Here is a 26119-nt window from a genome sequence, read left to right on the forward strand (position 1 = left end):
TTCACAGTAATTTCGACTAGGGAACAGGGAATAGGGAATAGATAATTGATAATTGATATTAGAAACCGGGTTTTTGCTAGGGTGTATCGAGAAAACTAGACAATGAACGCAACCCGGTTTCTGGCTCAAGTTAGTCAATGACATTACACCCGACTCCTGACCTCCCCCGCTCCCCTGCTCCCCTGAGAATTGATAATTGATAATTGAGAATTGAGAATTGAGAATTGATAATTGTCAATTGTCAATTCCCCGCTCCCCTGCTCCTCTGCTCCCCACTCCCCCCCAGTGATAAACTAGATCCATTGCCCGACCGTGAATTATGTTTAATTTTATTCGCTCCGATTTGGCTCAGTTAAAAGCCTATACTCCCCACCCCGGAGGGGAGATTACTGTTCCGGTGGATCAGTTAGACACCAATGAGAATCCCTACGATCTCCCCCCTTGGATTAAGGGAAAACTAGCGCGTCTCTATCAGATGGAAATGGCCTCCAATCGCTACCCCGATGGCAGTCATAGCGCATTGAAAGAGGCGATCGCACAATATGTGAATCATTCCGCCCATCTCCCCACCTCCCCCATTGACCCCCATCAAATTTCCGTGGGCAATGGTTCAGATGAACTGATTAGATCCCTACTCATTGCCACCTGTTTAGGTCAAGAAGGCCAGATTTTAGTCGCCCATCCCACCTTTTCCATGTACGGCATTTTGGCGAAAACCCTAGGGATTGGTGTGGTTTCCGTCGGACGCTCCCCAGATACCTTTGAAATCGACCTCAACGCCGCCCAACAGGCCCTAGAACAAACCCAAAAGCCCCCCATTCGGGTAGTGTTTGTCGTCCATCCCAACTCCCCCACCGCCAACGCCCTCACCGAGGCAGAATTAGCCTGGTTACGGGAGATTCCCCAACAGGTGTTAGTGGTGATTGACGAGGCCTATTTTGAATTTAGTCGCACTTCAGTGGTCGGGGAACTGGCAGAACATCCCAATTGGGTCGTCCTGCGCACCTTTTCTAAAGCCTTCCGTTTAGCCGCCTTACGGGTAGGGTATGCGATCGCCCATCCCCAACTCATCACCACCCTCGAAAAAATCCGCCTCCCCTACAACCTCCCCACATTTTCCCAAGCCGCCGCTCAACTCGCCCTCGCCCACCAAGACAGCCTACTCGAAGTTATCCCCCAACTCTTACAAGAACGAACCCAACTGTGGCACAACTTAGAGCAAATCCCCCGCCTCAAACTGTGGCCCACAGATGCTAACTTCATCTATGCTCGTTTAAAAGACATCCCCGAAAGCGAGGAAGCCCTAGCCCACCTCGTCACCACCCTAAAAACCCAAGGCACCCTGATCCGGCACACCGGGGGCGGATTGCGCATTACCGTTGGCAGTCCCCCAGAAAATCAACGCACCTGCCAGAGAATGATCATGCTCCTAACTAACGGCCTCCTTACAAACGAGCATCAGCCCGACGACCTCTTATCATAGTTTGGGGAAGAACCCCCACCAAACGGGCAAATGCCTCATCAGGAACACAGGAAACCGTCTCCTCATCAAACCAGTTCTCAAACTGGTTCAATATAATTTGCGCCCGTTGGAGGGGGGCAGGATTCACCGTGATTTGACGCACTAACTTAATCCACTGGCGACGGATTAAATAAGCCCGGTGGCGTTCCTCAGCATTTTTAGGGGGGACTAAAGACCAATTGCCCACAGGCAAAACCCCTATGGCATCTAAATCAAACACACTGCCAACCACAGAGCCAGGTCCAGCAAATTCAGCATGATAGCGTTTATAAATAATTAGCCCATTTTTTCGACGGCTATTGACAATCAAAAGCTCCTTGTTCTGGAGTTGAGCCAGTAACTGAGCCTGATCATTCGCGTCTTTATTCAAATTCGGCACGTCTTTATCCAGATTCGGCACGTCTTGATTCAGAATATCGTTGTTTAATCCATTTAATCCAATGGGTTGAGAAGTCTCTTAACTCCAAGGGAACCAGTCCTGAAGACCAAAAATTAAGATTAAGAGAAGGTCAAGTCGATCGGGGATGGGGGATTGGGCGAAACCCTAGCCCCTAAATCTTACTCCCTAAAAGGTTGTGTCAACATTTTAGCTTAAATGTCGGTCGAGAGAAGCCCCACACCCTCAACGAAGAGACTTCTGGAGCAACAACCGTCTAGGCTGCTGAAACAACCCAAAGAAACACCCTGATTCTATTCGTTTGATGCGATAACCTAAAGACCAATAGAGTTGTTTCGCCTGGTCATTATTCTCTAACACATGGAGATAAATCTCCTTAAACCCCCATTCTAGAGCAATCGGTTCACAACTTAAGAGCAATTGGCGGCCAATCCCCCGCCGTCGAAAATTCGGACTGACCGCCAAATTGGAAATGTAGGGATATTGGGGACTGTTACCCCCACTGGGCAAAGACCGCAGGGCAATTTCCACCGTTCCGGTGATTTCCTCCTGTAGTCCAGTGGGGGTAGGATTTGATGCGATCGCCGAGCATCCCGGAACGAGAATCGCCGTAAAACAATGATAGTGAGGCGAAGCCCCACGGAAGCGACTGCGCAGGTCTTCATAAATGCCAAAACTCAAAAACGGATACAACCACCCCGTCAACCAGCCCTCAGAAGAATGAAAGCTAGTGGTCAAAATATCCGCCAAAGATTTCAAGTCCCGGAATTGAGCCGAACGAACCGTCAACTCCCAAGGAGGATCTGAATCTTGAGTGAGTGATTTTTCTGGATACCGTTCCCGCACAATGGGTTGATTTTTAAACCCCAAAAAAGAGTAGTCCACGGCCACCCCACTTTAAGCGGGAATAGAAAATGGGGGATAGACTAAACCCGAACCCCTAAACCCTATTCCCTGTTTCTCTTAGCCGTACTCTAGCAGAATCAGAGCAAACTGGCTATGACCTCTAGCCCGATGGAGTAGTTCAGACCGAGAATTTCCGATAAGATTGTAAACAAGTCCGTTGTCAGCCAACGACTAGAGAAGAAGAAAGGTCGTAACTGATGTTGGGGGGTGCAAAAGCGACTATGATCAAGGCGATATCAATGCGCCCAGCCAGAGGAGTAAATGACTTATACTGTCCCGATGGCTATGGACGTGCCTAGCGCGTCCCGTCAGCAACGGTAGGAGAGCGGTGGATGAAGTCCCAAGCAAAGAAGAAGCCTAAAATTCTGGTGGTGGATGATGAGCCGGATAATCTCGATTTGCTCTATCGGACTTTCCATCGAGAGTATAAGGTTTTACGGGCAACCAGTGGACCAACAGCCTTAGAAATATTGGAACAAGAGTCCAATATTTCGGTCATTATTTCCGATCAACGGATGCCCATCATGACGGGGACAGAATTCCTCAGTCTAACGGCCATGCAATATCCGGATATTATCCGGATCCTCCTAACAGGGTATACCGATGTTGAGGACTTAGTAGAAGCCATCAACAGTGGGAAGGTATTTAAGTATGTCACCAAACCTTGGGAAGCCACAACCCTCAAGGAAATTGTCAAACAGGCCTTAGACACCCACAACGTCCTCAAAATCCGCACCGAAGAATTATCCCGTTCCCTCAAGCGGGAAACCTTGCTCAATAGTGTCACCAATACCATTCGCAATGCTCAGTTTGACCGTTTGGGGGATTCTCCCCTACGGGAGGTGTTACAAACTGTAGTCAATACCGTGGGGGATGTCCTGAATGTCGATATTTGTTTATTGCGCTCCTTTGCTGATCATGAGTTAGTCGATGAGTGTTTTATTTATCAAAAAGTCTTGGGGAGGCCTTGCGGGAGTGAAGCCTTCCACCGGACAGAAATTGCCCCCTCGGGTGAGGAAGATGCACAGTCCTTAACCATTACAGACCCCCCCCCTTGGTTAAAACTGACCGTTTGGGAAACCCAACAGGTGGAAGTGATTAACGACATCCAATCTCACCCCCACCTTCAAGGAACAAGCGCCCCATATCAAGATCGTCTAGATGCCTTTGGCCGAGCCAAAATCACCTCAACCTTAATGGTGCCGCTCATCTGTCAACGGGATTTAATGGCCGTGTTAGCACTCCACCGTTGTGGGAAAAATCAAGGCTGGGAGGAAGATGAGATCCAACTGGCCCGCATGGTAGCTGATCAAGCCGCCTTAGCCATTTCCCAAGCCAGAGCCTATGAGAAGGTGCAGGCCTTGGCCAAACGGGAAACCCTCGTCAATACCATTACCTCCGCCATCCGTTCCACTTTGGATCCCCAAGAGATTTTTATGGCCATTACGGAACAATTAGGGACATCTTTGGGGGTGGATGGTTGTGCCTTGTCCTTGTGGACCGAAGAGGATGAGTTTGTACAATGTGTGGGACTCTATGACCGCCACTCAGAACGAGTCGATGCCAGTGTAGATCCCGCCCTCACCCCCCATCGTCCGGGGACTGTTTCCCTTCCCCAGTCCCTCGTCCCCATTGTCGGAAACCCCGTTTTACTAGAACTTCTACGGACTAAACAACCCGTTGTGGTGGAGGATATGGTAGTCGCTACCCCAGACTCCATGAAGGGGGTAGATTTGCCCATTCGCGCCCCGGCTCGGGCTTTGCTGATTGTTCCCCTGTTGGTGGATGGGCGCATTATTGGCAGTATTTCCCTCCGCCAAACCGAACGCCCCCGTCATTGGTCGGGGGATGATATTGAATTATCTCAGGCTGTGGCTTCTCAAGCGGCGATCGCCGTGCAACAATCCCGCCTCTACCAAAAAACCCGCCAACAAGCCGAACGCCTGCTCGAACTCGATCGACAAAAAACCGAATTTTTCCAAAACATCTCCCACGAATTCCGCACCCCCCTCACCCTGATGATTGGCCCATTGGAATCAGCCATCAACAAACAGCAGGGTTTACCCTACGATCAAGCCCAAATCGCCCTCCGTAACTCTCGCCGTCTCTTACGCTTAGTCAACCAACTCCTCGACCTCCAACGATTAGACGCCGGACGGATGCAGCCCAAATTCCGCCCCTGTGATTTAAAAGAATTTGTTGAGCAAATTGTAGAAACCTTTCGCCCCTACTGCGAAAAAAAAGGCATTCAGTTAAACCTTAAACTAGAATCCTGTCGTGCCATTTACTTGGATAGTGAGAAATTCGACAAGGTACTCTATAACCTACTCTCCAATGCCATGAAATTCACAGAACCCGGGGGCAAAATTACCGTTTCCCTCAAACCAGCCGGGGATCATGTCAACTTACAAGTGAGTGATACTGGGATTGGCATTGCTAACTCTCAAATCCCCTACCTTTTCGACCGTTTCCGCCAAGCCGAAGGCTCCGTCAACCGTTCCTATGAAGGGACAGGCTTAGGATTAGCCTTAGTCAAAGAAATTGTCGAGCTCCACGGCGGCCAAGTGATGGTTAATTCAGTCAAACAGGGGGAAGAAAGCGACAATCAAGGATGCGGCACCACCTTTAAGGTCTGGTTACAGATGGGCTCCGCCCATTTGCCCCCCGAACAAGTGTTAGAAGTTCCCACAGAAATTCAAGCCGCCCGGTCTGCCGTAGAATTAGCCGATTTAGAGGCCGAACTCTTAGAAGCCGACGAAGCGCGAGCTATTGAAGCCATCAGCCCCCTAGACCTCCCCAACTACAACACCCCCCCACCCAGCCTTGACCCCAACCAGCACCGCATTTTAGTCGTCGATGACAACCCCGATTTGCGCACCTATGTTTCCCATATTCTCACCTCCGCCGGATATCAAGTCACCACCGCCCGCAACGGGGCCGAAGGCTTTCAACTCCTGCAACAACAGCGCCCAGAATTAGTTATCAGTGACCTCATGATGCCTAAAGTGTCTGGTTTGGATCTCATCCGGATGGTACGGAATGAAGAAGAACTACGCGGCACCCCGATTATTCTCCTAACGGCCAAAGCTGATGAAACCAGCCGCTTAGAAGGCACTGAACAAGGGGCCGATTCTTACCTCTCCAAACCCTTCAATGACCGCGAACTGTTGGCCAGTGTGCGCAATTTACTCTCCCTGAAAGAAAATGAAGCCCGGGTGAAACAAATTAATGATTACCTGACAGAATCGGTCTTAAAACGCTTCTTACCCCCCGAAATGGTTAAACGGGCAGCGAAAGGGGAAATGGAGCTAGATTTGCACCCAGACCCCCGTTTAGTGACGATTTTATTTAGTGATATCGTCGGTTTTACCCAACTCTCCAACCGTCTCCAAGCGCGGGGCATTGCTCAAGTGTTAAATGAGTATCTAGAAGCCATGACTCAGGTGGTATTTGAGCATGGTGGCACGGTGGATAAATTTATGGGGGATGCCATTATTGCCCTGTTTGGCGCGCCGGAAGACCTCACCCCGGCGGAACAGGTGCGTCGGGCCGTGAATACAGCCCGGGGAATGTATCAACGTTTAGATGACCTCAATGCTTACTGGGAGCAACAGGGCATTGTGGGCCAAAATCAACCGCCCCCGGTTCAGTTTCGGTGTGGTATCCACCACGGGCCGGCGGTGGTGGGGATGTTTGGGGGAAAGTTGCGCTCGGACTACACGGCCATTGGTCCAAGTGTCAATATTGCGGCTCGTCTTCAGGAAGCGACCCACCCCAATAGTATTTTAGTCTCAGCGGCGGTGACGGAGTATCTTGTCCCCTCGGAGGTGGAGGAGTTTGGTCCGTTACAGTTGAAGGGGATTGATGGCAAGGTTCTTACCTTTTTAGTCAAAAAAGAAGGATGTTATTAAAAATTACTAATTAGCAATTCAAATAATTCACCCCTGCCATCCCCTTTAGAATTAATACTGCGCCTTGCTCTCACTCGTTTAATCTTATAGTCTTGATAGAGGTCATCAAAAAAAGTATTTTCATGATTAAAATTTTTAACATCTGAGTTACTCAAAACAAAGTAATGACCATTAATATGAATTTTATCGCAAAACTGTTTAAGTCTCATTTGATCTTCATCAGTAAAACTTTCCGAAGAATAAGACGTAAAGGCAGAGGTGGATGTGATGGGTTTATAGGGTGGATCTAAATAAAATAGAGTTGGCTCTTGAGCATATTTTAAGGTTTGGTGAAAATCTCCTTGCAAAATTCTAACTTTTTTTAAATGGTGATGAACTGAAATGAGATTGCTTTTATTGCAAATTGTAGGTTTTTTATATTTGCCAAAAGGTACATTAAATTTACCCTTTTTATTAACTCGATATAATCCATTAAAACAAGTTTTATTCAAAAACATCATTAAAGCCGTTTGATTAACTAGACAAAATTTAGTATCTTTATCCTCCTTATTAAATTCGTCTCTTTTGGCTAAATAAAATTCTTGTTGACCCTCCATTGAGTCAAAACTATAATATTTTTGCTCAATCTCTGTCAATAATGAAATTAACTTTTGATGATCTTCTTTGATTAATTTATAGGCACTAATCAAGTTTGAGTTTATATCGTTAATGACAATATTATTGATTTGAGAGAATTTTGATAAGACATGAAATAAAACTGCACCACCCCCAACAAAAGGCTCAATATAAGTCAGGTCTTTATGTTGAGAAATTTGGTAGCTAATCATTTGATCAATTTCATTAATTAATTGAGTTTTGCCACCTACCCATTTGAGAAATGGTTTAGGTTTTTGTAATGAAGCTACATTAAATGAAAGCATAAATTTTTAGGTGATTCATTTTGTGGGAACATTAATGACGTTCAGGTAAGGCATAATCCCCCTGTAATTCTTGGGTTGAGTCCACGGATTGGATGGCTTTCCCCCGTCGTTTGGGCAGTTTAATAATAAACTGTGTTCCTTGTCCGGGTTCAGACAGACAAGACAAGTCCCCTTGATGTTTTTCGACCACAATTTGATAACTAATGGCTAACCCTAAACCTGTCCCTTTCCCAATGGGTTTAGTGGTGAAGAAAGGATCATACAAACTGCTGCGAATTTCGGGTTTAATCCCAATCCCATTATCTGAGATGGAAACTGTCACCCAATCTTCATCGCAACTGGTTTTAATCGCAATCATGCGCGACATTTCCTTTTGGGTGTTGCGAGAAGCTTGGTTATAAAACTCGTCTAACGCATCAATGGCATTGGCGAGAATATTCATGAACACTTGATTGAGTGAACCGGGATAACATTCAACTAAGGGCAGATCCCCATATTCTTTAATTACTTGAATGGCGGGGCTTTCGGGTTTTGCTTTGAGTCGATTGTGTAAAATCAATAAGGTGCTATCTATACCTTGATGCAGATTCGCTTCTTTGACTTCGGCCTCATCCATGCGTGAAAAATTGCGTAAAGATTGGATAATTTCCCGAATTCGATTCGCCCCAATTTGCATGGAAGATAGAATTTTAGGAATATCTTTCAACAAAAACTCTAAATCAATATCCTCAATTTTATCTTCAATTTCTGGGGTAGTCTCGGGATATTGTTGCTGATACATTTCGACTAAATCAATCAGGTTCTGACTGTATTCTTCGAGGTGGACTAAATTCCCGTAGATAAAATTAACGGGATTGTTAATCTCGTGGGCAACTCCAGCGACTAATTGCCCTAAGCTAGACATTTTCTCACTTTGAACCAGTTGTAACTGGGTGCTTTTCAGTTCTTTGATCAGGGTTTTCAGTTTCTGGTTGTTTTCTTTGAGGGCAATTTCAACTTTTTTGCGATCGCGAATTTCCACCGTTAGCTGATCATTCGTCTGTACTAACTGTTCTGTCCGTTCTTTAACCCGGTTTTCTAGCTCCTCATTGGCTTCTTTGAGGGCAAATTCCGCTTGATGGCGACGTTGATCAATCTTACCCAATGAGCGGGCATTCCACCAAATTAACACCCCGAAAATCACCACATTGAGAATCCCTAATAAACAGATGGCTAGTTCTGCGGTATAAATCTCTTGTTGGTAGCCTAGTAAAATCACCCAACAAATCGCCGGAGGCAAAATAATCACGGTGGGAAATAGGCGTTGTGCCATTAATCCCCCGGCATTGTCTTGAGTTAAAACGGACATCATCCCTTTACGGGGTGTGGCAAATAGCACACTTAAACAGAGGAGAATAAAGGCAATTGCTGTATGTAATGCCATTGCCGTGAAAGCGGAACCATACTGATAAAAGTAGGCATTGCCGTAAACATAGCCTAAAAACCCCAAAAAGGCGATGAGAAAGACCACTACGGTGATACTATGAATTACCCCATGAATGGGGCGGCGATTGCTTAATAATAAAATCCCAATGCCTAATAGGAAGAAATTTAAAGCGGTATTAGGAGCCATGCGCCCCGGTGTAGCTGTAGCAACAGCATCCACTGATTCTTTAACTAATAATTGGTCAATGCCAAAGTCAAGGTTAAAGGTGTATTGAAGTAAAGTCAGTAAGCCAATTAATAACACCAGCGCGGCAGAAATTTGGGCAACCATGCGCCAAGAATGTCGCCTTTTTCGTTCATATAAGATCCAGAGGGCTAATCCACTTAAAATAAATCCGATGGCGGTGTTGGCTTTCATTGTTACCCAACCGGGTAAAATGCTTTTGAGCAGGGGAATATCGAAAAACCAGCCAACCATTACTACGAACCCAATGAGGGTGACTGCGATCGCAATAATTCGAGCGCCCTGTTTCATTGTTTTAAACATGGCAGGAGATGAAGAGATAGAAGCGTGATTCATAGGTCGTTTTAATATCTCAGTTTGCGGGTTAATGTCAGCATTCCGTCATAATAAATGCCGTTGGAATAACGAATAAAACTAAGCCAGTCACCAAACTAAGCGGGACGAAACTGAGTAGCACAAGAAGACACTTAGCCACACCTAGCCACCCTGATGGTAGCGAGTCAATTTTTAGATATTTGTTCGTTTAACTACATTTTAATAAACGTTACATTTCCAATGGCTTCTTAACTCATAGTAAATCGCAGAAATCATGAGTAAAAACACGATAAAAGCAGAATTAACTAATCCGTGCAAAATTAACTGGATCTTGATCTCGACGATGCTTTACGGGGAGGGGAACTCCTTGATGATCTCCCACTAGGGCGGCCGTTGTTTCTAGGGCTTCTCGTAGGCGTTTGGCGGCATAAATGGACATATCCCGAGGAACACTAATGCGATCGCGCAGATACCGTAACGCCCCATCAGAACCCGCAGGAGGAGGGCATAACTCCCCCGTCATCATAAACGTTAGCGCGCAACGCAAGGCCTCATCAAACAAAGCATCATCCGCCGGATTCACCCGGATAATATTCTCATGATGTTTAATCACCCGGTGCAGCGCCTCCGCTTTGGAGGTTTCCGGTTCAGGATACCGCGCATCGGGAAGCCCCAACCAAGGCCCTTGATCCACCTTGGCTTGATAAACTAAGCGTTGAGGATTGTCATTGTCCCAACAAGCACCCATTTGGGGGGGTAAATCATGGACATGGGTATGAAAATCACTCTGAGTTCCCCGATAAGTGGAACGGGTTTCCATGCCATCAAACCAAGCCCCTAAACGCTCATTTTCCTCCCGGAGGGAATACCCCTTGTAATAGTAGAAACTGGCGTTCATCCGTTCGAGAAAGGGCGTAAAAACCACATCTACTACACTAAACTCAGGCAGAAAATAGGGCCCCGGATGTTCCCTTAAGGCCTCTTCCACCTGTGCCGCTACTTTAAGAAATTGATTCCGTCTAGTTTCATCTTGACGGGCAGAACACAACCAACTACACCAAGCGCGAAATAGGGAGCGTTCCAAGCGTCGCAAGGGGATCACTTGTTGATCATTGAGTCCCCACCCCAAGGGGCCAAAAGTCTCCTCTAGGGCTAATAAAATATCATCACTTTCGGTAATTAAGCGCCCGTCTAATTCCAACGCGGGCAGCATTCCCGAGGGGACTTTTCGCTTATACCAAGCCTCTTTTTCCCCATAGCAAAACATGGTTACTTTTTCCACCCGGTAGGGGATTTGCTTTTCTTCCAACCACAGCCAAACCTTTTGACAGTAGGGACACCAAGCGTGATGATCTCGATACAATGTCACCCGTACCTCAGATTCTGGTTGACCAAAGAGACGCAAACGAGATTGAGGGTTAGTGGGGCCATTTACGCGGTCAATTTGCCACTGGGTTAGGGCGGCAAGTTCTGTCCAAGCTAGAGTCATAGGGAATGGGGAATGGGGTTCGTAGTTGCGCTTGAGCGCCAAATCGGGAGTCAGGTTCGTAGGGAACGGTTTTTTCAGCAGACCCTAATTATTTTCAAAATCATCATAATAAAAGGGACGTACTCGCGCTGTGAAACCAGAGGCCTTAAACTGTTTGAGTTGGAGGGGGGTGGGTTGAGTCGCTGACATAAAGATTGGGATTTCAAAGGTACTTTCACCGGGGGGGACTTCGGGAATTGTGCCTAAACGGGTGCGGTTTTGCATGGCTGGGTTGCCGTTAGCATCATAAATCCGCCCGAATACATCCGCATCGACGATGTATTTCCCCGTTTCATTGATGGCTGTCCCTGTGATTAAATAACAGTTGGCGGCATCAGTATTCATGCTCATCACAGCCCCTTGAGCAAGTTCTGGGGGACAATCTTGATAGCCTATATCTTTGAGTTTGATGGAGGTTAGAGCGTAACTGGGAGGGGAAAAGACCCAACTGCTCACCCAAAGGATTAAGGAAAGAAGGGCGATCGCACAAGCTTTAAATTTCATGGCGAAAACTAGCAAAGATCAATGTTTCCATTGTGACATAAGGCTTGCCCTTCCTCGCAACCCTTAGAAACCTACCTTAAGGAACTGGTATCATCCAAGGTGGAATCTAACTCCATCCGTTGTTCCATCCGTCGCAAAAAGTACCCCGTCATCATGGCAGAGGCCAACAGATTCGCCATGTTGTCCCGATCTGTGACAATCTGCACGTTAAAATCTTCCGACGGTAGCATCCCGATCAGACCTTGCACATTATGGGTGATAATCTGCTTAATTTCAGGGGTTGCAGATTGAGCCACTTGTTCTAACACTTCCGGGTGCTGCTGCTTAAGGTACTGAAGCAGAGTATTTCGTTGGACTTGCTCGGATTCGGTGTTGAATAAATTAGGGTCAAATACCATTAGATCCGTCTAAATAGGGATTTGTGTCCATTCTAGCGCAACACTTCCCAATCGATAACGGGCAAGCCGGAAAATTTTCCCCGCTCGTTGAAGTTCTCCCCCCCTAACCCTACGGGTATAACGGGGGCTTCTCAAGCCAACAAAGAGAGTTGAACTCCCACCATGGCTTGAGCTTCCTGCTTCACCGGCCGACCAATTTGAGTTCTAAAATTCAGGGGCTAATATACCAGTCTGTCACAGCAATCCGTGCGATCGCTTATGGCAATCTCTTCATCAACCCTTGATAAATCTAACCCGATTCCTATAGTTTCTGTGAACTTTATGCCCTGTCATTGACGATGCCGGAACATTTTTCTTAGGGTGGAAGCAGGTTCGGTGAAAATACTGTTCACTTCAGATCAAGTTTTCTATCCATTGATTGATTGTCTAGCCATCCAACAGGGGTTCTTATGAAACTTAAACAAACGGCGATCGCACTTTCCCTCACCACCCTCGGTGTATTATTCGGCAGCACCAGCGCAGAAGCTTTTACCTTCAAAGGCCATTACAGCGAAGCAGAATTTGAAGCATTAGGCATCGAAATCCCTTGGGCCGCAGAAACGCGCATTGGTTTAGTCGGCACCGGAGAACATGAAATCAACATTCACGACGCAACCAACAGCAGCCAGAATCGTGTTCAAGCTAACTATGATAACTGGGTCAGTGGCCAAGCCGTAGATTTTTCTCTCATCTTTGATGACATTGCTCAAACCTTAACCTACACCGTTGCTGGGATTGAAATTTCTAAAACTAATATTGGGGTTTCTAACTTCTCCGATTTGTTGATTCGTACCACCGCCCGCGTTGATGGCAGTAGCATGGTGGTTGATAATCTCTTTTTAACCGATAGTGTGATGTCTGGGGCCATTGCGGCTAACTCCAGCGCCGCTTGTAGCGGAGGGGTGGGTTGTAGTTATTGGGATTCTGAATATTTACATATTGGCAATATTGTTGGTGGTTTCACCTTAACGGGTCAATCTACTATGACTTGGTTAGATGGCAAAAAACCCACCCGTTCTCAACTAGCTTATCAAATTAAATTAGTAGAAGGGGAAGGGGATGTTACAGTTCCTGAACCTGCGGCGATTTCTTTATTCTCATTAGGTCTTTTGGGTTTACTCGCGAAACGTAAACAATAATTTAATCCTTGATTGTTCTCCTCCCTGTTTGAGCTTGTATTAGCAAAAAGTAAGTAGTATTTGATTCCCCTCTAATGGCATAATTAGAGGGATTGTTTTATTAGGTTATTGATGGATAGTTGAGATGAAATACTGAAATGTTGGCTCAAGTGGGGCGGTGAATTGTTGGGTTGCGCTACCACTACACCCAACCTACAAGTAACATGATTTTTTCTATTTTGTATAAATTTTTAAGACATATCTTTCGCGAGTGCCCATCCCAGAAATGCCCAAAATAAGGATAATCCGAAAAACCATAATTGAATCGCCCATAATATCAATTTTCCCAACCAATGGGTAGCTTGTCCAATAACTCCATAAACATAAAAACCCCAAACCCCAGAAGATCCGACTTTAGATTTTAGAAAAGCGTCCGCAACTTGTTCTGGATTGTTGTGTTGTAGTGAGAGTGCATCAACCAATTGATAATAGCCTAAGATTGAGCTAAATAAGTATAAAAAAACCGACATTGCCAATACCATAATAACAGTATTGGTTTCACCAAAACATCGGCATTGATAGCCACAAGCAAAACCAATCACCACAAATATTACAGTATTAATCCATGCGATTATATCTTGGGCAAGTTCAAATTCTCTCAGCACCATCTTCAGTAAAATTGCGATACCTAAGCCTAAAGCAAAGACAAATAAACTTTGTAAGAATTTCATGATTAACTACCTTATTTTTCCCTGTATTTGAAAGTATTAACCACAATCACAATCTGGCTCACAATTCATATCTCCACAATCAGCTTCTCCACAATTGAGATCGTTACAATCAGGCAAACATTCATCAAGCAAGTTATTAATACATCCTTCTGGAGAGCAGCCACAATCCCCTGATGAATTCTTCTTCTCGCGGCGGCGCTTTTCTTCTAAAGTTTCTGAACGCAGAATGATTTTCGCTGTTTTACATCTCCCAAAGCGCTCACGAGATAGGGAAATTGCCGATTGTAAATCTTGTTCAATTAGCATCTTTTTGACATATTGTGAACAAGATTCACTACCATATAAAACCCGATGAGCGCAGGAAAACCCCTTATGGGGAGACAAATATTTTTGATAACCCCCAATTAAAATGACTCCAGTTTTTCTCGTCATCTGTTCTAAAGTCTGAGAGGTTGCCTTAGCCAAAGGATGACGATATTGAGCTAGGTTATCTATCATGACACCAAGGGAATTGACACCAGAATAGACTAAATTTTTAGACGTGACAAGCAACCCTCGGAAGATAGCAATACGCCATCTTCGGGAATAAGATAAAGTTTTCATTGTTGACTACTAATATTGAGTGTGTTTTAGACCTACTCAGAAATTTCTATCACTTTAGAATTGGTGTTATTTTGGCCTATATTTAATCTCTTCTCTAGGTGTTTCTTGTCGTTTGGTGCAATCTGTGGAAGGCTGTAATAGTTTTTTACAAAATATCTGGGAGGGCTGTGCTAGTAGCTCTGTTTTTTGTCATGGGAAGTTGTTGGGTTGCGCTATCGCTTCACCCAACCTACGGTGAGTTGTTGGGTTGCGCTACCGCTTCACCCAACCTACGGTGAGTTGTTGGGTTGCGCTACCGCTTCATCCAACCTACGGTGAGTTGTTGGGTTGCCCTATCGCTTCATCCAACCTACGGTGAGTTGTTGGGTTGCCCTATCGCTTCACCCAACCTACGGTGAGTTGTTGGGTTGCCCTATCGCTTCACCCAACCTACGGTGAGTTGTTGGGTTGCGCTACCGCTTCACCCAACCTACGGTGAGTTGTTGGGTTGCGCTACCGCTTCACCCAACCTACGGTGAGTTGTTGGGTTGCGCTACCACTTCACCCAACCTACGGTGAGTTGTTGGGTTGCGCTACCACTTCACCTAACCTACGGTGAGTTGTTGGGTTGCGCTATCGCTTCACCCAACCTACGGGTAACATATCTTAGAGATTTAACCATTGAGCTAGAATACCGGGGACTGGGAGGAGAATAATCACTAATAACCCAAGTGCGAGAAGTCCTAGCAAGTCCCGACGATTATCTAACTCGGTGACATCATTGAGGGCTGGTTCATCGGCTGTGGGGAGGAAGAGGAGAATCACTGCCCAAACCATAAACTCGGGGCGTCGTAGGGCAAAGATCAACATCAACAGACGAGCGACTTGACCAATGGCGATCGCACTCCGTTGACCAAACATCGAATGAACAATATGCCCCCCGTCTAATTGTCCCACGGGCATGAGGTTTAAGGCTGTGACAATAATCCCTAAATAACCCGCAATAGCGAGAGGATGGAGGGCAATGGCCATGTTAGTGGTTAAATCACTGCCGAGGGTCCATTTGCCTAAAACTGATAAAAAGAGGGAAAATCGGGGGTCAAGAGCTTGGAAATTGAGTAAACTGGATTCTTGTAACAAGGGGGTAGTTTCAGAGAGCATTAGGCCCCAAATCAGGATAGGCAAGGATAAGAGAAACCCTCCCACTGGACCCGCGATCGCCACATCAAACAGCGCTTTGCGATGGGGAACCGGAGAACGCATCTGAATAAAAGCCCCAAACGTCCCCAAAAAGAAGGGCATCGGGATGAAATAGGGCAACGTAGCGCGAATTTTATAATGAATAGCCGCCCCATAGTGGCTTAGTTCATGAACGCCTAAAATGGCCACTAAAGGCAAGCTATAGGGTAAACCCTGCACCAATAAACTGGGGTCAGTTTGTAACTGATCTACCGTGAATCCGGCAAATTCTACCCCGATTACAGTGGTCGTAAAGAGGGTAATGAATAGTAGGGCGAGGGCTAAAACCGGACGCTTTAAGGGTTCCGTTTGGGCGGCGGTTTTTTGTTTAGACCAGGGATTGGGAACTAGGGCAAAAAACGGCTTGTTGGGGGTTCCCTCTTGGAAAATCAATAAAAAGCGATCGCCAAACTTCTGCTCAACATTCTCCCGCACCGTATGATACGCCACCTCGGGGTTAGATTTTAACCGTCCCCGACAGAGAATGGCTTGAGGCCGATAGTCCACATTTTGTAAATAATACACCCCCCACGGGAAACAATTGCGTAGGCGCTTTTCCTCCTCCGGTGTGAGGGGTTTGGCCATTAACTTATTATCAGACGTGGCCGCCATCCCCTTAGTTTTCAGCGTTAAGCCATCCTCCCCCTCCTCCGTAGCACTTAAAGGCCGTCGTCCCTTTTGAATCAACCACCAATACAAGAGCGGACAGAGAATAAACGGTAAAATCAATAAAGCTAAGGGCAACGGCTGATCTTCCCCAAACAGTAGTAGCCACACACTAAGCAACAACGGGGGGAGCATCAACACCAACCACAAAAGCCAGATCGGTGTTGTGGTCAGATGAGATACTGTCCGCTTGACGATCAAGTAGCTCAACAGACCGAGACAAATAAGGAGTACAAATTCTACAATGGTCATGGGTTGACTTCAGAATAAAGAGGGACAATGCAGCCTCGCACCTTGAAACAATCCTGGGGGAACTATCCCACAGGGGAAAGCGTTGAGTAACCTGCCACGCCACACTCCCTTAACTTTTGCTCTCCTGCTTCCGCAGGGTATATTGCCATCCTCACTCATAGGGTTTGACCCTTCGGGAGTCTTTGGCCAAGGTTTACCTTCTTCCATTGTAGAAAATCCCGGTCGTATCCTCACACCCTCTTAAGGGTACGAACAGAAAAAATTTCCCCCAGATCCCTTTTTTGTGTAAATGTTTGATAACATTACTTAATATAACGATACAAACTTAATTAAATACGAGGTAAAAGCAAGCATGGCTGGACTTTTTGGACTGTTTGGGGGCAAGAAGAACCAAGACTCCGAAGCAGGAAGTGCTGAACAATCCGGTGCATTCTTTTTAGACGCAGACAGTGCCAAAACCCTTGGCAACACTGAATTTATGCGTCGTCGCAACACAATTAAGCGCACCTTCCCGGGAGTTCGGGGTCAAAAAGGGTTTGCGGTGGTCAAAGAAGTTTCTTCCAGCGAAGAGGTGGATCTTTCTTCTGGGACTCCTAAAGTCGTGACCAGTGCCGATAATAGCACCCCGGCTGCTTCTGAGCCTAACTCTTCTGTCACCCCCACCCGTCGCGCTTCTGACAACAAGATGGATATGTTCCGTCAGATGGCAAAAGATATGAAACGTTAGGTTTCACGGTTCGGTTGTAGGGGTGCAAGCATTGCCCCTTTGCCGGAAAAAGTAGATGATGGGTGAACAACCCGGTTTCTTGGTGTGAGAAAAAACCCACACCAAGAAACCGGGTTTTTGGTTCTCTCAAGGGAAAAGCTAATATTGAATGCGATCGCGATTTTTGGTCGGCGTAGCATTCTTAGCAATAAAATTAATAATTTTCCCCGCCACATCAATCCCCGTCGCCTTTTCAATCCCTTCTAGACCGGGGGACGAATTCACCTCCATCACCACCGGCCCATGATTCGACCGCAACAAGTCCACCCCAGCCACCCTCAGACCCATCGCCTTCGCCGAACGAATAGCCGTACTTCGTTCTTCTGGCGTGAGTTTCACCGCTTGGGCGTGACCCCCTCGGTGTAAATTAGAGCGAAATTCTCCCGGAGCCCCTTGGCGTTTCATGGCCGCAATCACTTTACCTCCCACCACCAAACAGCGAATATCCGCCCCTTTAGCCTCTTTAATAAACTCCTGCACCAAAATATTCACCTCCAGACCCCGAAAAGCCTCAATCACCGATTTCGCCGCTTGATAGGTTTCGGCTAATACTACCCCAATCCCTTGGGTCCCTTCGAGGAGTTTAATCACCAAAGGCGCACCCCCGACGGTTTCAATCAGTCCGTCAATATCTTCCGTCGCGTGAGCAAAACCCGTTACAGGTAGCCCGATGCCTTCTCGGGCTAAGATTTGAAGGCAGCGCAGTTTATCCCGCGATCGCGAAATAGCTTGAGACTCATTAGCACTAAACACCCCCATCACCTCAAATTGTCGCACCACCGCCGTTCCGTAAAACGTCCGCGACGCACCAATCCGGGGAATAATCGCATCAAAATTTTCCAACGGCTTCCCGTTATAAAATACCGTCGGCTTGTGTGACGTAATATTCATATAACAACGCAGATAATTCACCACCCGCATCTCATGTCCCTGTTCTTCTCCAGCGAGTTTGAGGCGTTTAGTAGAGTATAGAGAAGGGTCTTGGGATAATATGGCAATCTTCATAAAAAATCGTAAGGGTTGGTCAAATGGGGTCTAAGATCAGCGTGAGCGTTTCGGTTTAGGATTTTGGAGATAAGAGCGTCCTGCATCCACCAGAAAACGGTGACGCACCGCTTCCCGCCCTAACAACATTCGGAATCCCATTTCATCACGACTGGTCAGGGTAAGTTCAATCGGCCATTGCTGTCCCCCCAGTTGAATGAGAGTTTGAATGACCGGACGCAGTTGGACATGACCCCCAGAATTCCGCACTTCTCGCCGCTCTAAAATGGGGGCTGTTGCCGTTACGGTGTGGTGAGTGTCTCGCTGTACCGGATGAACTTTAAAGCGGATCAGGGTTTGTTGATCCTGCTCAAAATATTCTAAATCAAAGGCGTGTAGTGCAGATGATCTTGCTCCCGTGTCGATTTTGGCTTTAATGTTGCTCATCCCTAAATCCGGCAAGGTAATGTATTCTCGCCAGCCAAGAATCGGTAAGGAGGTAGATTTAGAAGACATTTCAGAAAATAGGGAATAGGGAATAATCAACAATTATCAAGAATTAATTATTAATTAATTATCGGAATTCTGCTACAGTGGAAGCCGTCAGGTCTTGAACTTGCTCTAACTCCCAAACACCTTGAGTTTCTCCCATTTTTAACCAGAGTAAATATTCTACATTCCCCGCCGGGCCAGTAATGGGAGAACCTGTTAGACCATGGGGACTCCAGCCCAAGGTTTTCGCAGTATTCATCACCTGTAAAATTGCTTGGGCGTGGTCTTTGGGATCTCGGACAACTCCCTTTTTTCCCACCTTTTCCCGTCCGACCTCAAACTGGGGTTTTACTAATAACACCAACTCCCGAGGAGGGCTTAATAATTGCCAGAGAGGGGGCAAGACCTTACAGAGGGAAATAAATGAGACATCGGCCACCCCTAAATCGGCGGGGGTGGCTTCTCCATAGAGGTCTTCTGGGGTTAAATACCTTAGATTGGTGCGTTCTTTAAGGATAACGCGGGGATCTTGACGTATAGTCCAAGCGACTTGTCCATAGCCGACATCCACCCCATAGACTTGTTTTGCCCCCGCCTGGAGTAAACAATCAGTAAATCCTCCGGTTGAAATGCCACCGTCAAGACAGGTGCGGTTTTGTACTTCAATGGCAAATATTTGTAGGGCTTTGGCGAGTTTTTCGCCCCCCCGTGAAACGTAGGGGAGTTTTTCTTTTAAGTTAAGGGTGACGGTAGGGGGGAACTCGGTTCCAGGTTTATCAACGACTTGATCATTGACTTTTACTTCACCCGCCCGGATGAGGCGCTGGGCTTGTTGGCGGGAGGAACAGAGTTGACGTTCCACTAGCAGAAGGTCTAGACGTTGTTTGCTCACGGAGTTGGAGAAGTTGGGGAACAGTAACAAAATGATAGCCCTGTTGGTGAAGGGCTTCTAGGATCAAGGGGAGGGCTTGGACGATTGGGGGGAGATTCTGGGTCGGGGAGAGTAGCCGAGAGCCTCGCCCGTCATGGAATAGGACAATCGCCCCCGGTTTAATATTGGACAGGACTTGCTCGACCATTTGGGCAACAGAAAAGTTCTTAACGCGCCAGTCTTCAGAATCTACGGACCACAAGATAATTGTATCGTTTTGGCTGCGGGCATAGGAGACTAGACCGTTGTGGAGATGACCAAAGGGGGGACGAAACCAGGGGGTTTTACGACCAATGGTTTGATAAATGACTCGTCGGGTAGATTCTACTTCTTGAGTGGCTCGAAAGGGGGTTAGGAGTCCCGTCGGATGGTGCCAGGTATGATTGCCAAGGGTATGACCAGCCCGGGCGGCTTTTTCTACTAAGGCGGGAAACCGTTGGACATTTTGCCCTACCCAGAAAAAGGTGGCGGGGACGTGATAGGTTTGCAGAATGTCTAGAATGGGTGCGGTTAACTGGGGAGTGGGGCCATCATCAAAGGTGAGTGCGATCGCCTTTTCTGAATCGGGTAGCTCAACCTGTCGGATAATTTGCCCCCGAGCCATTGGGGGAATGACATACCCTTCTCCCCCCACCAGAGGGCGAATCGGAAGATAGGCCAACGCCGTGAGGGAGGACAACCACAGCACCGCCAATATGCCGCCTAAAATCAACAGCCCAATCCCCCAAGCATGGACTTTAAAGGGTTTTCTCCCGGAATATTTCACCGTCACCTCCCCTAACAATTCTCTACACCGGACACCCTATTCTTTCTAAGAAATAGTCCGTTCTAAGGCTTGAGTGTCCGGAATGCGCAAAATGTCATGCTCTCGTTTGATTAAGCCTTTCTTTTCCAACTTGGTTAAAACCCGCGTCACGGTTTCCCGGGCTAAACCGCTTAAACTGCTTAACTCCCGATGGGGTAAGTTGGGGATTTCTAGTCCTTGCTTGGCTTTTTTGCCCTGACCTTCTGCCAAAAATAGTAACGTATCCGCTACCCGAGACATACTATCGGCTTCTCTGAGGCGGAGTCGTCGGTTGACCTGACGGAGACGAGTGGCCATGAGTTGGGCTAAACGCACACCAGCAAGGGGTTCGGTGTGGATTAATTCCACAAAATCTTGAGCGGGAACACTGCTAATCTTGGTTGAGGTTAAGGTAATCACATCCGTTGAACGCGGCACTTCATCTAGGGCAGCCATTTCACCAAAAAGTTCACCCTTGCCAATGATGTTCAGGGTGACTTCTTTGCCATCTAGATTGTATGTCCGAATTTTGACCCAACCATCCAGAATAAAGTAGACAGATCCGCCCCAATCGTTTTCGAGTAAGATTACCTGATTCGCTGGGTGAGTTCGGGTGACAGCGTGACAGGTGGCTTTTTCTAGGGCATCATCGGGCAATCCGACAAAAAACGGGGCCGTGTCTATCAGTTGTTGGACGTTCGGATTCGGGTCGCGAGCGTTGAATCGGTCTTCCATCAGACATGAGTCAGTTGTTGGTTTAACGGTGTCCTACTTCTATTTGCTCTAGCATGACAAGCAATGAGAGAGTCCACACAGTTATTATGCGCTAATTAGTGACGTACTCCCACACTTCTCTGTCGGGTCAGTATAGGCTTCCCCTCCGAGATTTCTCGGATTCGCGTTTTATAGTGAGGATCACACCCAACCCCACTTTACTGTATATCTGAATCATAGACCAAAATCTAACCAGTGGCCTTGGTCTACAACTCCCACGACTTCTAGGGCTTGGTTGATGACGGTTAAGTTGGCGATCGCACTCGGAGCAATGATACCTAATTCTGAATCCATCCCTAACAAGCGCGCTGGGTAGAGGGAAGCCATGCGGAAGGCTTCGGCTAGGGTCAGGTCGAGATGTTGAACACAATTGCGGATGGCCTCGATTAAGGTTAAGGCGGAGCCTCCTAATGTGCCATCGGCTGAGATACATTTCCCGTCGCGATAAAAGACCTCTTGTCCCCCAATCTGGAAGGAGGTCATAGTTGTGCCGACGGGGGGGGTGGCATCGCTGACTAAAATCAGACGATCTTTTAGGATACGCTGAACTAATTCAATGGAGCCGAAATGAACATGGTGACCATCGGCAATTATTCCGGCGTAAACATTGCGATCGCCTAATGTTGCCCCCACTAAGCCCGGACTCCGCCCCAGCCAAGGGGTCATGGCATTAAACAAATGAGTCACCATTGCCACCCCAGCCGCAAATCCGGCCTTAGCTTGCTCATAAGATGCTTCACTATGCCCGGCCGAGACAATCACGCCCCCATCGGCTAATTGGGCAATGATAGAAGGGTCTACACATTCCGGGGCGAGGGTGAGGATGCGCACGGTATCCCCTCCCCCTTGGGCAATTTTCCTCACTATTTGGGCATCGGGGGGACGAATATAAGCCCCATTGTGAATTCCTTTCCGTTTGGGGTTTAAATAGGGGCCTTCTAGGTGAAGGCCTAACACATTGTAGGGGTAATGACGGCGACCATCTTGACCTACAGCGATGGCTTCTAACATATCTTGATCTGAGGCGGTGATCAGGGTGGGTAAAAAGCTGGTGGTGCCGCTTCTTAAGTTGGTGTGGTGCATGGTTTCCACTGTTTGCAGACTAATGTCATCATTAAACATCACCCCCCCACAACCATTGAGTTGTAAATCTATAAATCCGGCCGTGAGCAAATTGCCTTGTAAGTCAATCTGGGGGCAAGTTGGGGGGATATCGGCTTGGGGAATGACATCGAGAATGCGATCGCCCTCAATCAGAACAGCCGAATGGTGCAATTCTTCAAATCCGGTGTAAATCGTGCAGTGAGTTAAGGCGTACACCATGCAAATGATTAATAATCCCTTCAGAATGACAACCATTGTGACATACTCCTCCACTCCCTGACCAATCTTATCAAGGTCAGGGAATAGGGAATAGGGAACAATTATTAATCATTAATTATCAATTCTCAAGACCAAGCCCTAGGGAGAGGGTCGTTCACCCAACAAAATCGCGTATAATGAAAAGCAACTGGACGGCAGTCAGTCCAGCGAGGTTGACCCAGTGTGTGCAATCCAGTAGGGTAGGACGTACCCGAACTTATACGCTTGGGGGGATGAACTGGAATCTGATAGAATCTACGGTCCAGAGTCTATTAGTCTTGTGGCAAGTCGTTGAACCAAGAATCCTTCCAGTCTGAAGAAGACCAGTCTCACGAAGGAACGTCAAATTAGGGTGCTTGGAACTAGACCTGTTAGGATATGACAACTGATTCAAAGGGTAAGAGAAAATATGACCGGGCAGGCTTAAGTCGCCCAATTCTAATTTTTCTAGATGCTTTGGATTTGTGGGTTGACCATCAAACCAGCCTGAAGGCTTCTCCTAACACTCAGTCTCTCTACCGAAAGAATAGTTCACCCCTAGTAATTCGATTAATTGCAATATGAAGAGTGATCTTGATCTGATCAAAACCCTCAGCCCCAGCGCGATGGATCAGATCATGTTTTATTTAGCCTTTAGTGCAATGCGCACCAGTGGACACCGCCACGGGGCTTTTTTGGATGCGGCGGCAACGGCGGCCAAATGCGCCATTTACACCACCTATATTGAACAAGGGGAAAATGTCCGCATGACCGGGCATTTACACCATATTGAACCTAAACGGGTTCGGGTGATTGTGAACGAAGTCCGCCAAGCACTCACCGAGGGGAAATTACTCAAAATGTTGGGGTCCCAAGAACCTCGCTACTTGATTCAGTTTCCCTATGTGTGGCTGGAAAAGTATCCGTGGCAACCGGGGCGATCGCGCATTGTGTTAGGATCCCTTGAACCTGAACACCGGGACTATCTAGAAGAAAAACTGCCCCCCCATATCCCCGATGCTCAGTTAATCAACTCCTTCCAGTTTTTTGAGTTAATCGATTATCTGCATTTGCGATCGCAAGAAGACCTGCCCGAAGACCGCAAAATGCCCATGAGTGAAGCCCTCGCCGAACACATCAAGCGCCGTTTAATCTATGCCGGAACCGTCATGCGCATTGATAATCCCTGGGGCCTCCCTTACTATGCTCTCACTCGTCCCACCTACTCCCCCGCCGAAGACGAAGAACGCACCTACGTGATGGTGGAAGATACCGCCCGTTTCTTCCGCATGATGCGGGATTGGGCGGAACGCAAACCCCAAGTGATGCGGGTTTTAGAAGAGTTGGATGTTTACCCCGAAGACTTAGAATCTGCTAAAGCGGAACTAGATCAAGTGATCCGGGCTTGGGCGGACAAGTACCACAAAAAGGGTGGGACTCCCATGATTCTCCAGATGATTTTCGGCGACAAGGAAGACTAGGACTAGTGAATGCGGTAGAGAAATTAATTATCAATTATCAATTTATGAATTTCAAGTAAAGATTTATTTTCTAGCCTCGGGTTGGGAAACTTTTTCTATAATATGAAGCATCTTCTTATTCAAAGTCGCTGTATTTTAGTTCGGGTGAGGATGCAACAAATGTTAACTTGGGTGAAAAATACTCATCTTGCTCAGAGTCTCCTGTTGGGGTCAGCCGGAGCATTAATCTGTTTATTGGGCTATCAAACCCAGATGAACGCTTCTAGTTCCCCCGGAACTTACTCATCCGCCCTCAGTTCTGTAGCCTATTTAGATGTCCCCGGACTGGGCAATCCTGATCGTTATCTACCCAATGAACTCGAAGTTCACCTAGTTCTGCGTTTACGGGAACGTCGGGTCTATGTGTATCAAGGGGAAGAACGGAAAGCTAGTTATCCCGTCGCTATCGGCACTTCTCGTACTCCCACCCCCACCGGGACTTTTGAAGTGTTCCAAATGGTTGAAAATCCCATCTGGCAAAATCCTTGGACTGGACAAGTTACCCAACCTGGCCCCAATAGTGCTTTAGGTGTGCGTTGGATTGGCTTTGCGAATATGTCCAATGGGATTATTGGGTTTCATGGCACCCCTACGGTCAATTCCATTGGTCATGCCGCTTCTAACGGGTGTGTACGGATGTTTAATCATGATGTGGTAGCCCTATTTGAGCAAGTTAAAATGGGAACCAAAGTGATTGTTGAGCCGTAATGTGGACTGTGTTTGATTTTAAAACCTATCAACTCGCTCCAGTTCAGACTTTAGCCTCTCGGTTAATCGGGCGATGTCTGACTGGGGCGATTCTCTGTGTTTTATTCGGACAGGGAGGCATGGCGGCCGCTTCTACTCCCTCCCCAATGGGGGTGTTGTCGGAGATGCTCCCCTTTGATGTTCCCACTTTAGGGGAATCCTCCCGTTTCCTACCCCATGAGATTCCGGGGCGTTTGGTCTTAAGATTGCGCGATCGCCGGGTGTACTATTATCTGGGGGATGAGTTAGTCGTGAGTTACCCGGTGGCTATTGGTCGTCAAGGGTGGGAAACTCCGAAGGGACAGTTTGAAGTCCAGCAAAAAGTCGTTAATCCGGTTTGGGAACATCCCTTTACTCGGGAGCGAGTCCCCCCCGGTCCCGATAATCCCCTAGGAAGTCACTGGATTGGTTTCTGGACCGATGGAGAAAACGCCATTGGTTTTCATGGCACCCCCCAAGAGGAGTTAATCGGTCAAGCGGTTTCTCATGGTTGTGTGCGCATGAGAAATTCCGATATTGCCGCTTTATTTGAAAAGGTGAAAGTGGGAACTGTGGTCATTGTTGAGTAACCCTAAGCTGGGGAAGCCGTAATCGATTCCCTACTCCCTGTTGCCAAAAAAATAAAACAAACCTTAAAACTTCCTCCCAGTATTTCCCCCGAAGAAGCCCAATTACGGCATAACAGTGTCTCTGAGGTTAACGATGAATGCAAAATTGATGATTCAGCCCTCCTCCTTTATCTGCAATGTCGGGTGAAGACCCTCGGTTTTACCGACGGGATGAAACCCGACCAGTATAGAAACAGCGAAGCACGACTCTTTAACTAAGGCTCAGGGATCACTCTTAGCATGACAATTTGTGCTGTATATAGCGAACCTATCTGAGTCGTGCAAAAAAGGCTCGCCTGGAATCGACATAGGACAATAGCCCAGAGTTCACGTCTCATTAGGACTAGCTATATGTTAGTATACATCTAGTTGTTTGAGGTCGATAAACAATGATTGTCTTGGAAATGAAAGCAGTATTAAAACCAAATCAGTCTACTGCCATTGATGATGCCATTCGCACAGTTCAATTCATCAG

23 protein-coding genes and 1 pseudogene are annotated in these 26119 nt (G+C 47.1%); 8 read left to right on the plus strand and 16 right to left on the minus strand.

The genetic code is table 11. The features are described 5' to 3' along the window. Positions 1-319 precede the first annotated feature (319 nt). A complete protein-coding gene (locus tag K4A83_RS01700; RefSeq protein WP_265262646.1) occupies positions 320-1483 on the plus strand; it encodes a histidinol-phosphate transaminase in 1164 nt (387 codons plus the stop codon). On the opposite strand, the gene K4A83_RS01705 is transcribed toward K4A83_RS01700, so the two are convergent. Both K4A83_RS01705 and K4A83_RS01710 read right to left on the minus strand, forming a co-directional pair. Next, positions 1446-1922 (minus strand): hypothetical protein, encoded by a 477-nt coding sequence (locus tag K4A83_RS01705; RefSeq protein ID WP_265262647.1) that lies wholly within the window; start codon positions 1920-1922, stop codon positions 1446-1448. The genes K4A83_RS01700 and K4A83_RS01705 overlap by 38 nt on opposite strands. A 222-nt stretch (positions 1923-2144) precedes the next feature. Then, complete coding sequence (locus K4A83_RS01710; RefSeq protein ID WP_265262648.1) at positions 2145-2804, minus strand: GNAT family N-acetyltransferase; 660 nt, start codon at positions 2802-2804, stop codon at positions 2145-2147. Between the two features lie 353 nt (positions 2805-3157). Here K4A83_RS01710 and K4A83_RS01715 point away from each other — a divergent pair, with 353 nt between their 5' ends. Then, positions 3158-6736, plus strand: a complete 3579-nt coding sequence (locus K4A83_RS01715) for a response regulator (RefSeq protein ID WP_265262649.1) — start codon at positions 3158-3160, stop codon at positions 6734-6736. On the opposite strand, the gene K4A83_RS01720 is transcribed toward K4A83_RS01715, so the two are convergent. The 5 genes from K4A83_RS01720 to K4A83_RS01740 form a co-directional block, all read right to left on the minus strand. Further along, a complete protein-coding gene (locus K4A83_RS01720; protein WP_265262650.1) occupies positions 6733-7656 on the minus strand; it encodes a DNA adenine methylase in 924 nt (307 codons plus the stop codon). The two genes, K4A83_RS01715 and K4A83_RS01720, sit on opposite strands and share 4 nt — an antisense overlap. A gap of 31 nt (positions 7657-7687) precedes the next feature. Further along, on the minus strand, positions 7688-9628 hold the full coding sequence (locus K4A83_RS01725; RefSeq protein WP_265262651.1) for a sensor histidine kinase: 1941 nt from the start codon (positions 9626-9628) through the stop codon (positions 7688-7690). 313 nt (positions 9629-9941) lie between these two features. Beyond that, positions 9942-11129, minus strand: coding sequence for a glutathione S-transferase family protein (locus K4A83_RS01730; RefSeq protein ID WP_265262652.1), 1188 nt, complete (start codon positions 11127-11129; stop codon positions 9942-9944). 84 nt (positions 11130-11213) lie between these two features. Continuing rightward, positions 11214-11672 (minus strand): hypothetical protein, encoded by a 459-nt coding sequence (locus tag K4A83_RS01735; protein ID WP_265262653.1) that lies wholly within the window; start codon positions 11670-11672, stop codon positions 11214-11216. Positions 11673-11743: 71 nt separating this feature from the next. Next, positions 11744-12070, minus strand: coding sequence for a DUF760 domain-containing protein (locus K4A83_RS01740; RefSeq protein ID WP_265262654.1), 327 nt, complete (start codon positions 12068-12070; stop codon positions 11744-11746). Between the two features lie 449 nt (positions 12071-12519). On the opposite strand from K4A83_RS01740, the gene K4A83_RS01745 reads away from it, so the two are divergent. Further along, complete coding sequence (locus K4A83_RS01745) at positions 12520-13248, plus strand: choice-of-anchor W domain-containing protein (RefSeq protein ID WP_265262655.1); 729 nt, start codon at positions 12520-12522, stop codon at positions 13246-13248. Between the two features lie 230 nt (positions 13249-13478). Here the strand turns inward: K4A83_RS01745 and K4A83_RS01750 are convergent, their stop codons facing one another. The 3 genes from K4A83_RS01750 to K4A83_RS01760 all read right to left on the minus strand — a co-directional run bounded on the left by K4A83_RS01750 (position 13479) and on the right by K4A83_RS01760 (position 16691). After that, complete coding sequence (locus K4A83_RS01750; protein WP_265262656.1) at positions 13479-13958, minus strand: hypothetical protein; 480 nt, start codon at positions 13956-13958, stop codon at positions 13479-13481. Positions 13959-13994: 36 nt separating this feature from the next. Beyond that, positions 13995-14561 (minus strand): membrane protein insertion efficiency factor YidD, encoded by a 567-nt coding sequence (yidD, locus tag K4A83_RS01755; RefSeq protein ID WP_265262657.1) that lies wholly within the window; start codon positions 14559-14561, stop codon positions 13995-13997. A gap of 645 nt (positions 14562-15206) precedes the next feature. Beyond that, positions 15207-16691 carry a site-2 protease family protein gene (locus K4A83_RS01760; RefSeq protein WP_407809780.1) on the minus strand — a complete coding sequence of 495 codons (1485 nt, stop codon included), beginning with the start codon at positions 16689-16691 and terminating at the stop codon, positions 15207-15209. A gap of 358 nt (positions 16692-17049) precedes the next feature. On the opposite strand from K4A83_RS01760, the gene K4A83_RS01765 reads away from it, so the two are divergent. Next, positions 17050-17424, plus strand: coding sequence for a hypothetical protein (locus tag K4A83_RS01765; RefSeq protein ID WP_265262659.1), 375 nt, complete (start codon positions 17050-17052; stop codon positions 17422-17424). Positions 17425-17562: 138 nt separating this feature from the next. Here the strand turns inward: K4A83_RS01765 and rimK are convergent, their stop codons facing one another. From rimK to nagA, 6 genes are all read right to left on the minus strand, one after another. After that, positions 17563-18468, minus strand: coding sequence for a 30S ribosomal protein S6--L-glutamate ligase (gene rimK, locus K4A83_RS01770; RefSeq protein ID WP_265262660.1), 906 nt, complete (start codon positions 18466-18468; stop codon positions 17563-17565). A 36-nt stretch (positions 18469-18504) separates the two neighbouring features. Beyond that, the gene (locus K4A83_RS01775; protein ID WP_265262661.1) at positions 18505-18963 is read right to left on the minus strand and encodes an ATP-dependent zinc protease family protein; all 459 of its coding nucleotides are present in this window, start codon (positions 18961-18963) and stop codon (positions 18505-18507) included. A gap of 58 nt (positions 18964-19021) precedes the next feature. Further along, positions 19022-19831, minus strand: a complete 810-nt coding sequence (locus K4A83_RS01780; protein WP_407809777.1) for a TlyA family RNA methyltransferase — start codon at positions 19829-19831, stop codon at positions 19022-19024. Continuing rightward, entirely contained in the window at positions 19743-20636 is an 894-nt protein-coding gene (locus K4A83_RS01785; RefSeq protein ID WP_265262663.1) for a polysaccharide deacetylase family protein, read from the minus strand. Before K4A83_RS01785 ends, K4A83_RS01780 begins: the two co-directional genes overlap by 89 nt. A 45-nt stretch (positions 20637-20681) precedes the next feature. Continuing rightward, on the minus strand, positions 20682-21389 hold the full coding sequence (locus tag K4A83_RS01790; protein WP_265262664.1) for a Crp/Fnr family transcriptional regulator: 708 nt from the start codon (positions 21387-21389) through the stop codon (positions 20682-20684). A 213-nt stretch (positions 21390-21602) separates the two neighbouring features. Beyond that, positions 21603-22748 (minus strand): N-acetylglucosamine-6-phosphate deacetylase, encoded by a 1146-nt coding sequence (gene nagA / locus K4A83_RS01795; RefSeq protein ID WP_407809781.1) that lies wholly within the window; start codon positions 22746-22748, stop codon positions 21603-21605. A 602-nt stretch (positions 22749-23350) separates the two neighbouring features. Between nagA and hetR the strand changes: the two genes are divergently transcribed. The 4 genes and pseudogenes from hetR to K4A83_RS22930 form a co-directional block, all read left to right on the plus strand. Next, on the plus strand, positions 23351-24250 hold the full coding sequence (gene hetR, locus K4A83_RS01800; RefSeq protein WP_265262666.1) for a heterocyst differentiation master regulator HetR: 900 nt from the start codon (positions 23351-23353) through the stop codon (positions 24248-24250). Between the two features lie 159 nt (positions 24251-24409). Next, complete coding sequence (locus tag K4A83_RS01805) at positions 24410-24997, plus strand: L,D-transpeptidase (protein ID WP_407809782.1); 588 nt, start codon at positions 24410-24412, stop codon at positions 24995-24997. Further along, positions 24997-25605, plus strand: coding sequence for a L,D-transpeptidase (locus tag K4A83_RS01810; RefSeq protein ID WP_265262669.1), 609 nt, complete (start codon positions 24997-24999; stop codon positions 25603-25605). The genes K4A83_RS01805 and K4A83_RS01810 overlap by 1 nt, the downstream gene beginning before the upstream one ends. 428 nt (positions 25606-26033) lie before the next feature. After that, a pseudogene (locus K4A83_RS22930) lies at positions 26034-26119 on the plus strand (transposase); the annotation flags it as partial.

The organism is Spirulina subsalsa FACHB-351 (assembly GCF_026130165.1).
Lineage (GTDB): Bacteria > Cyanobacteriota > Cyanobacteriia > Cyanobacteriales > Spirulinaceae > Spirulina_A > Spirulina_A subsalsa_A.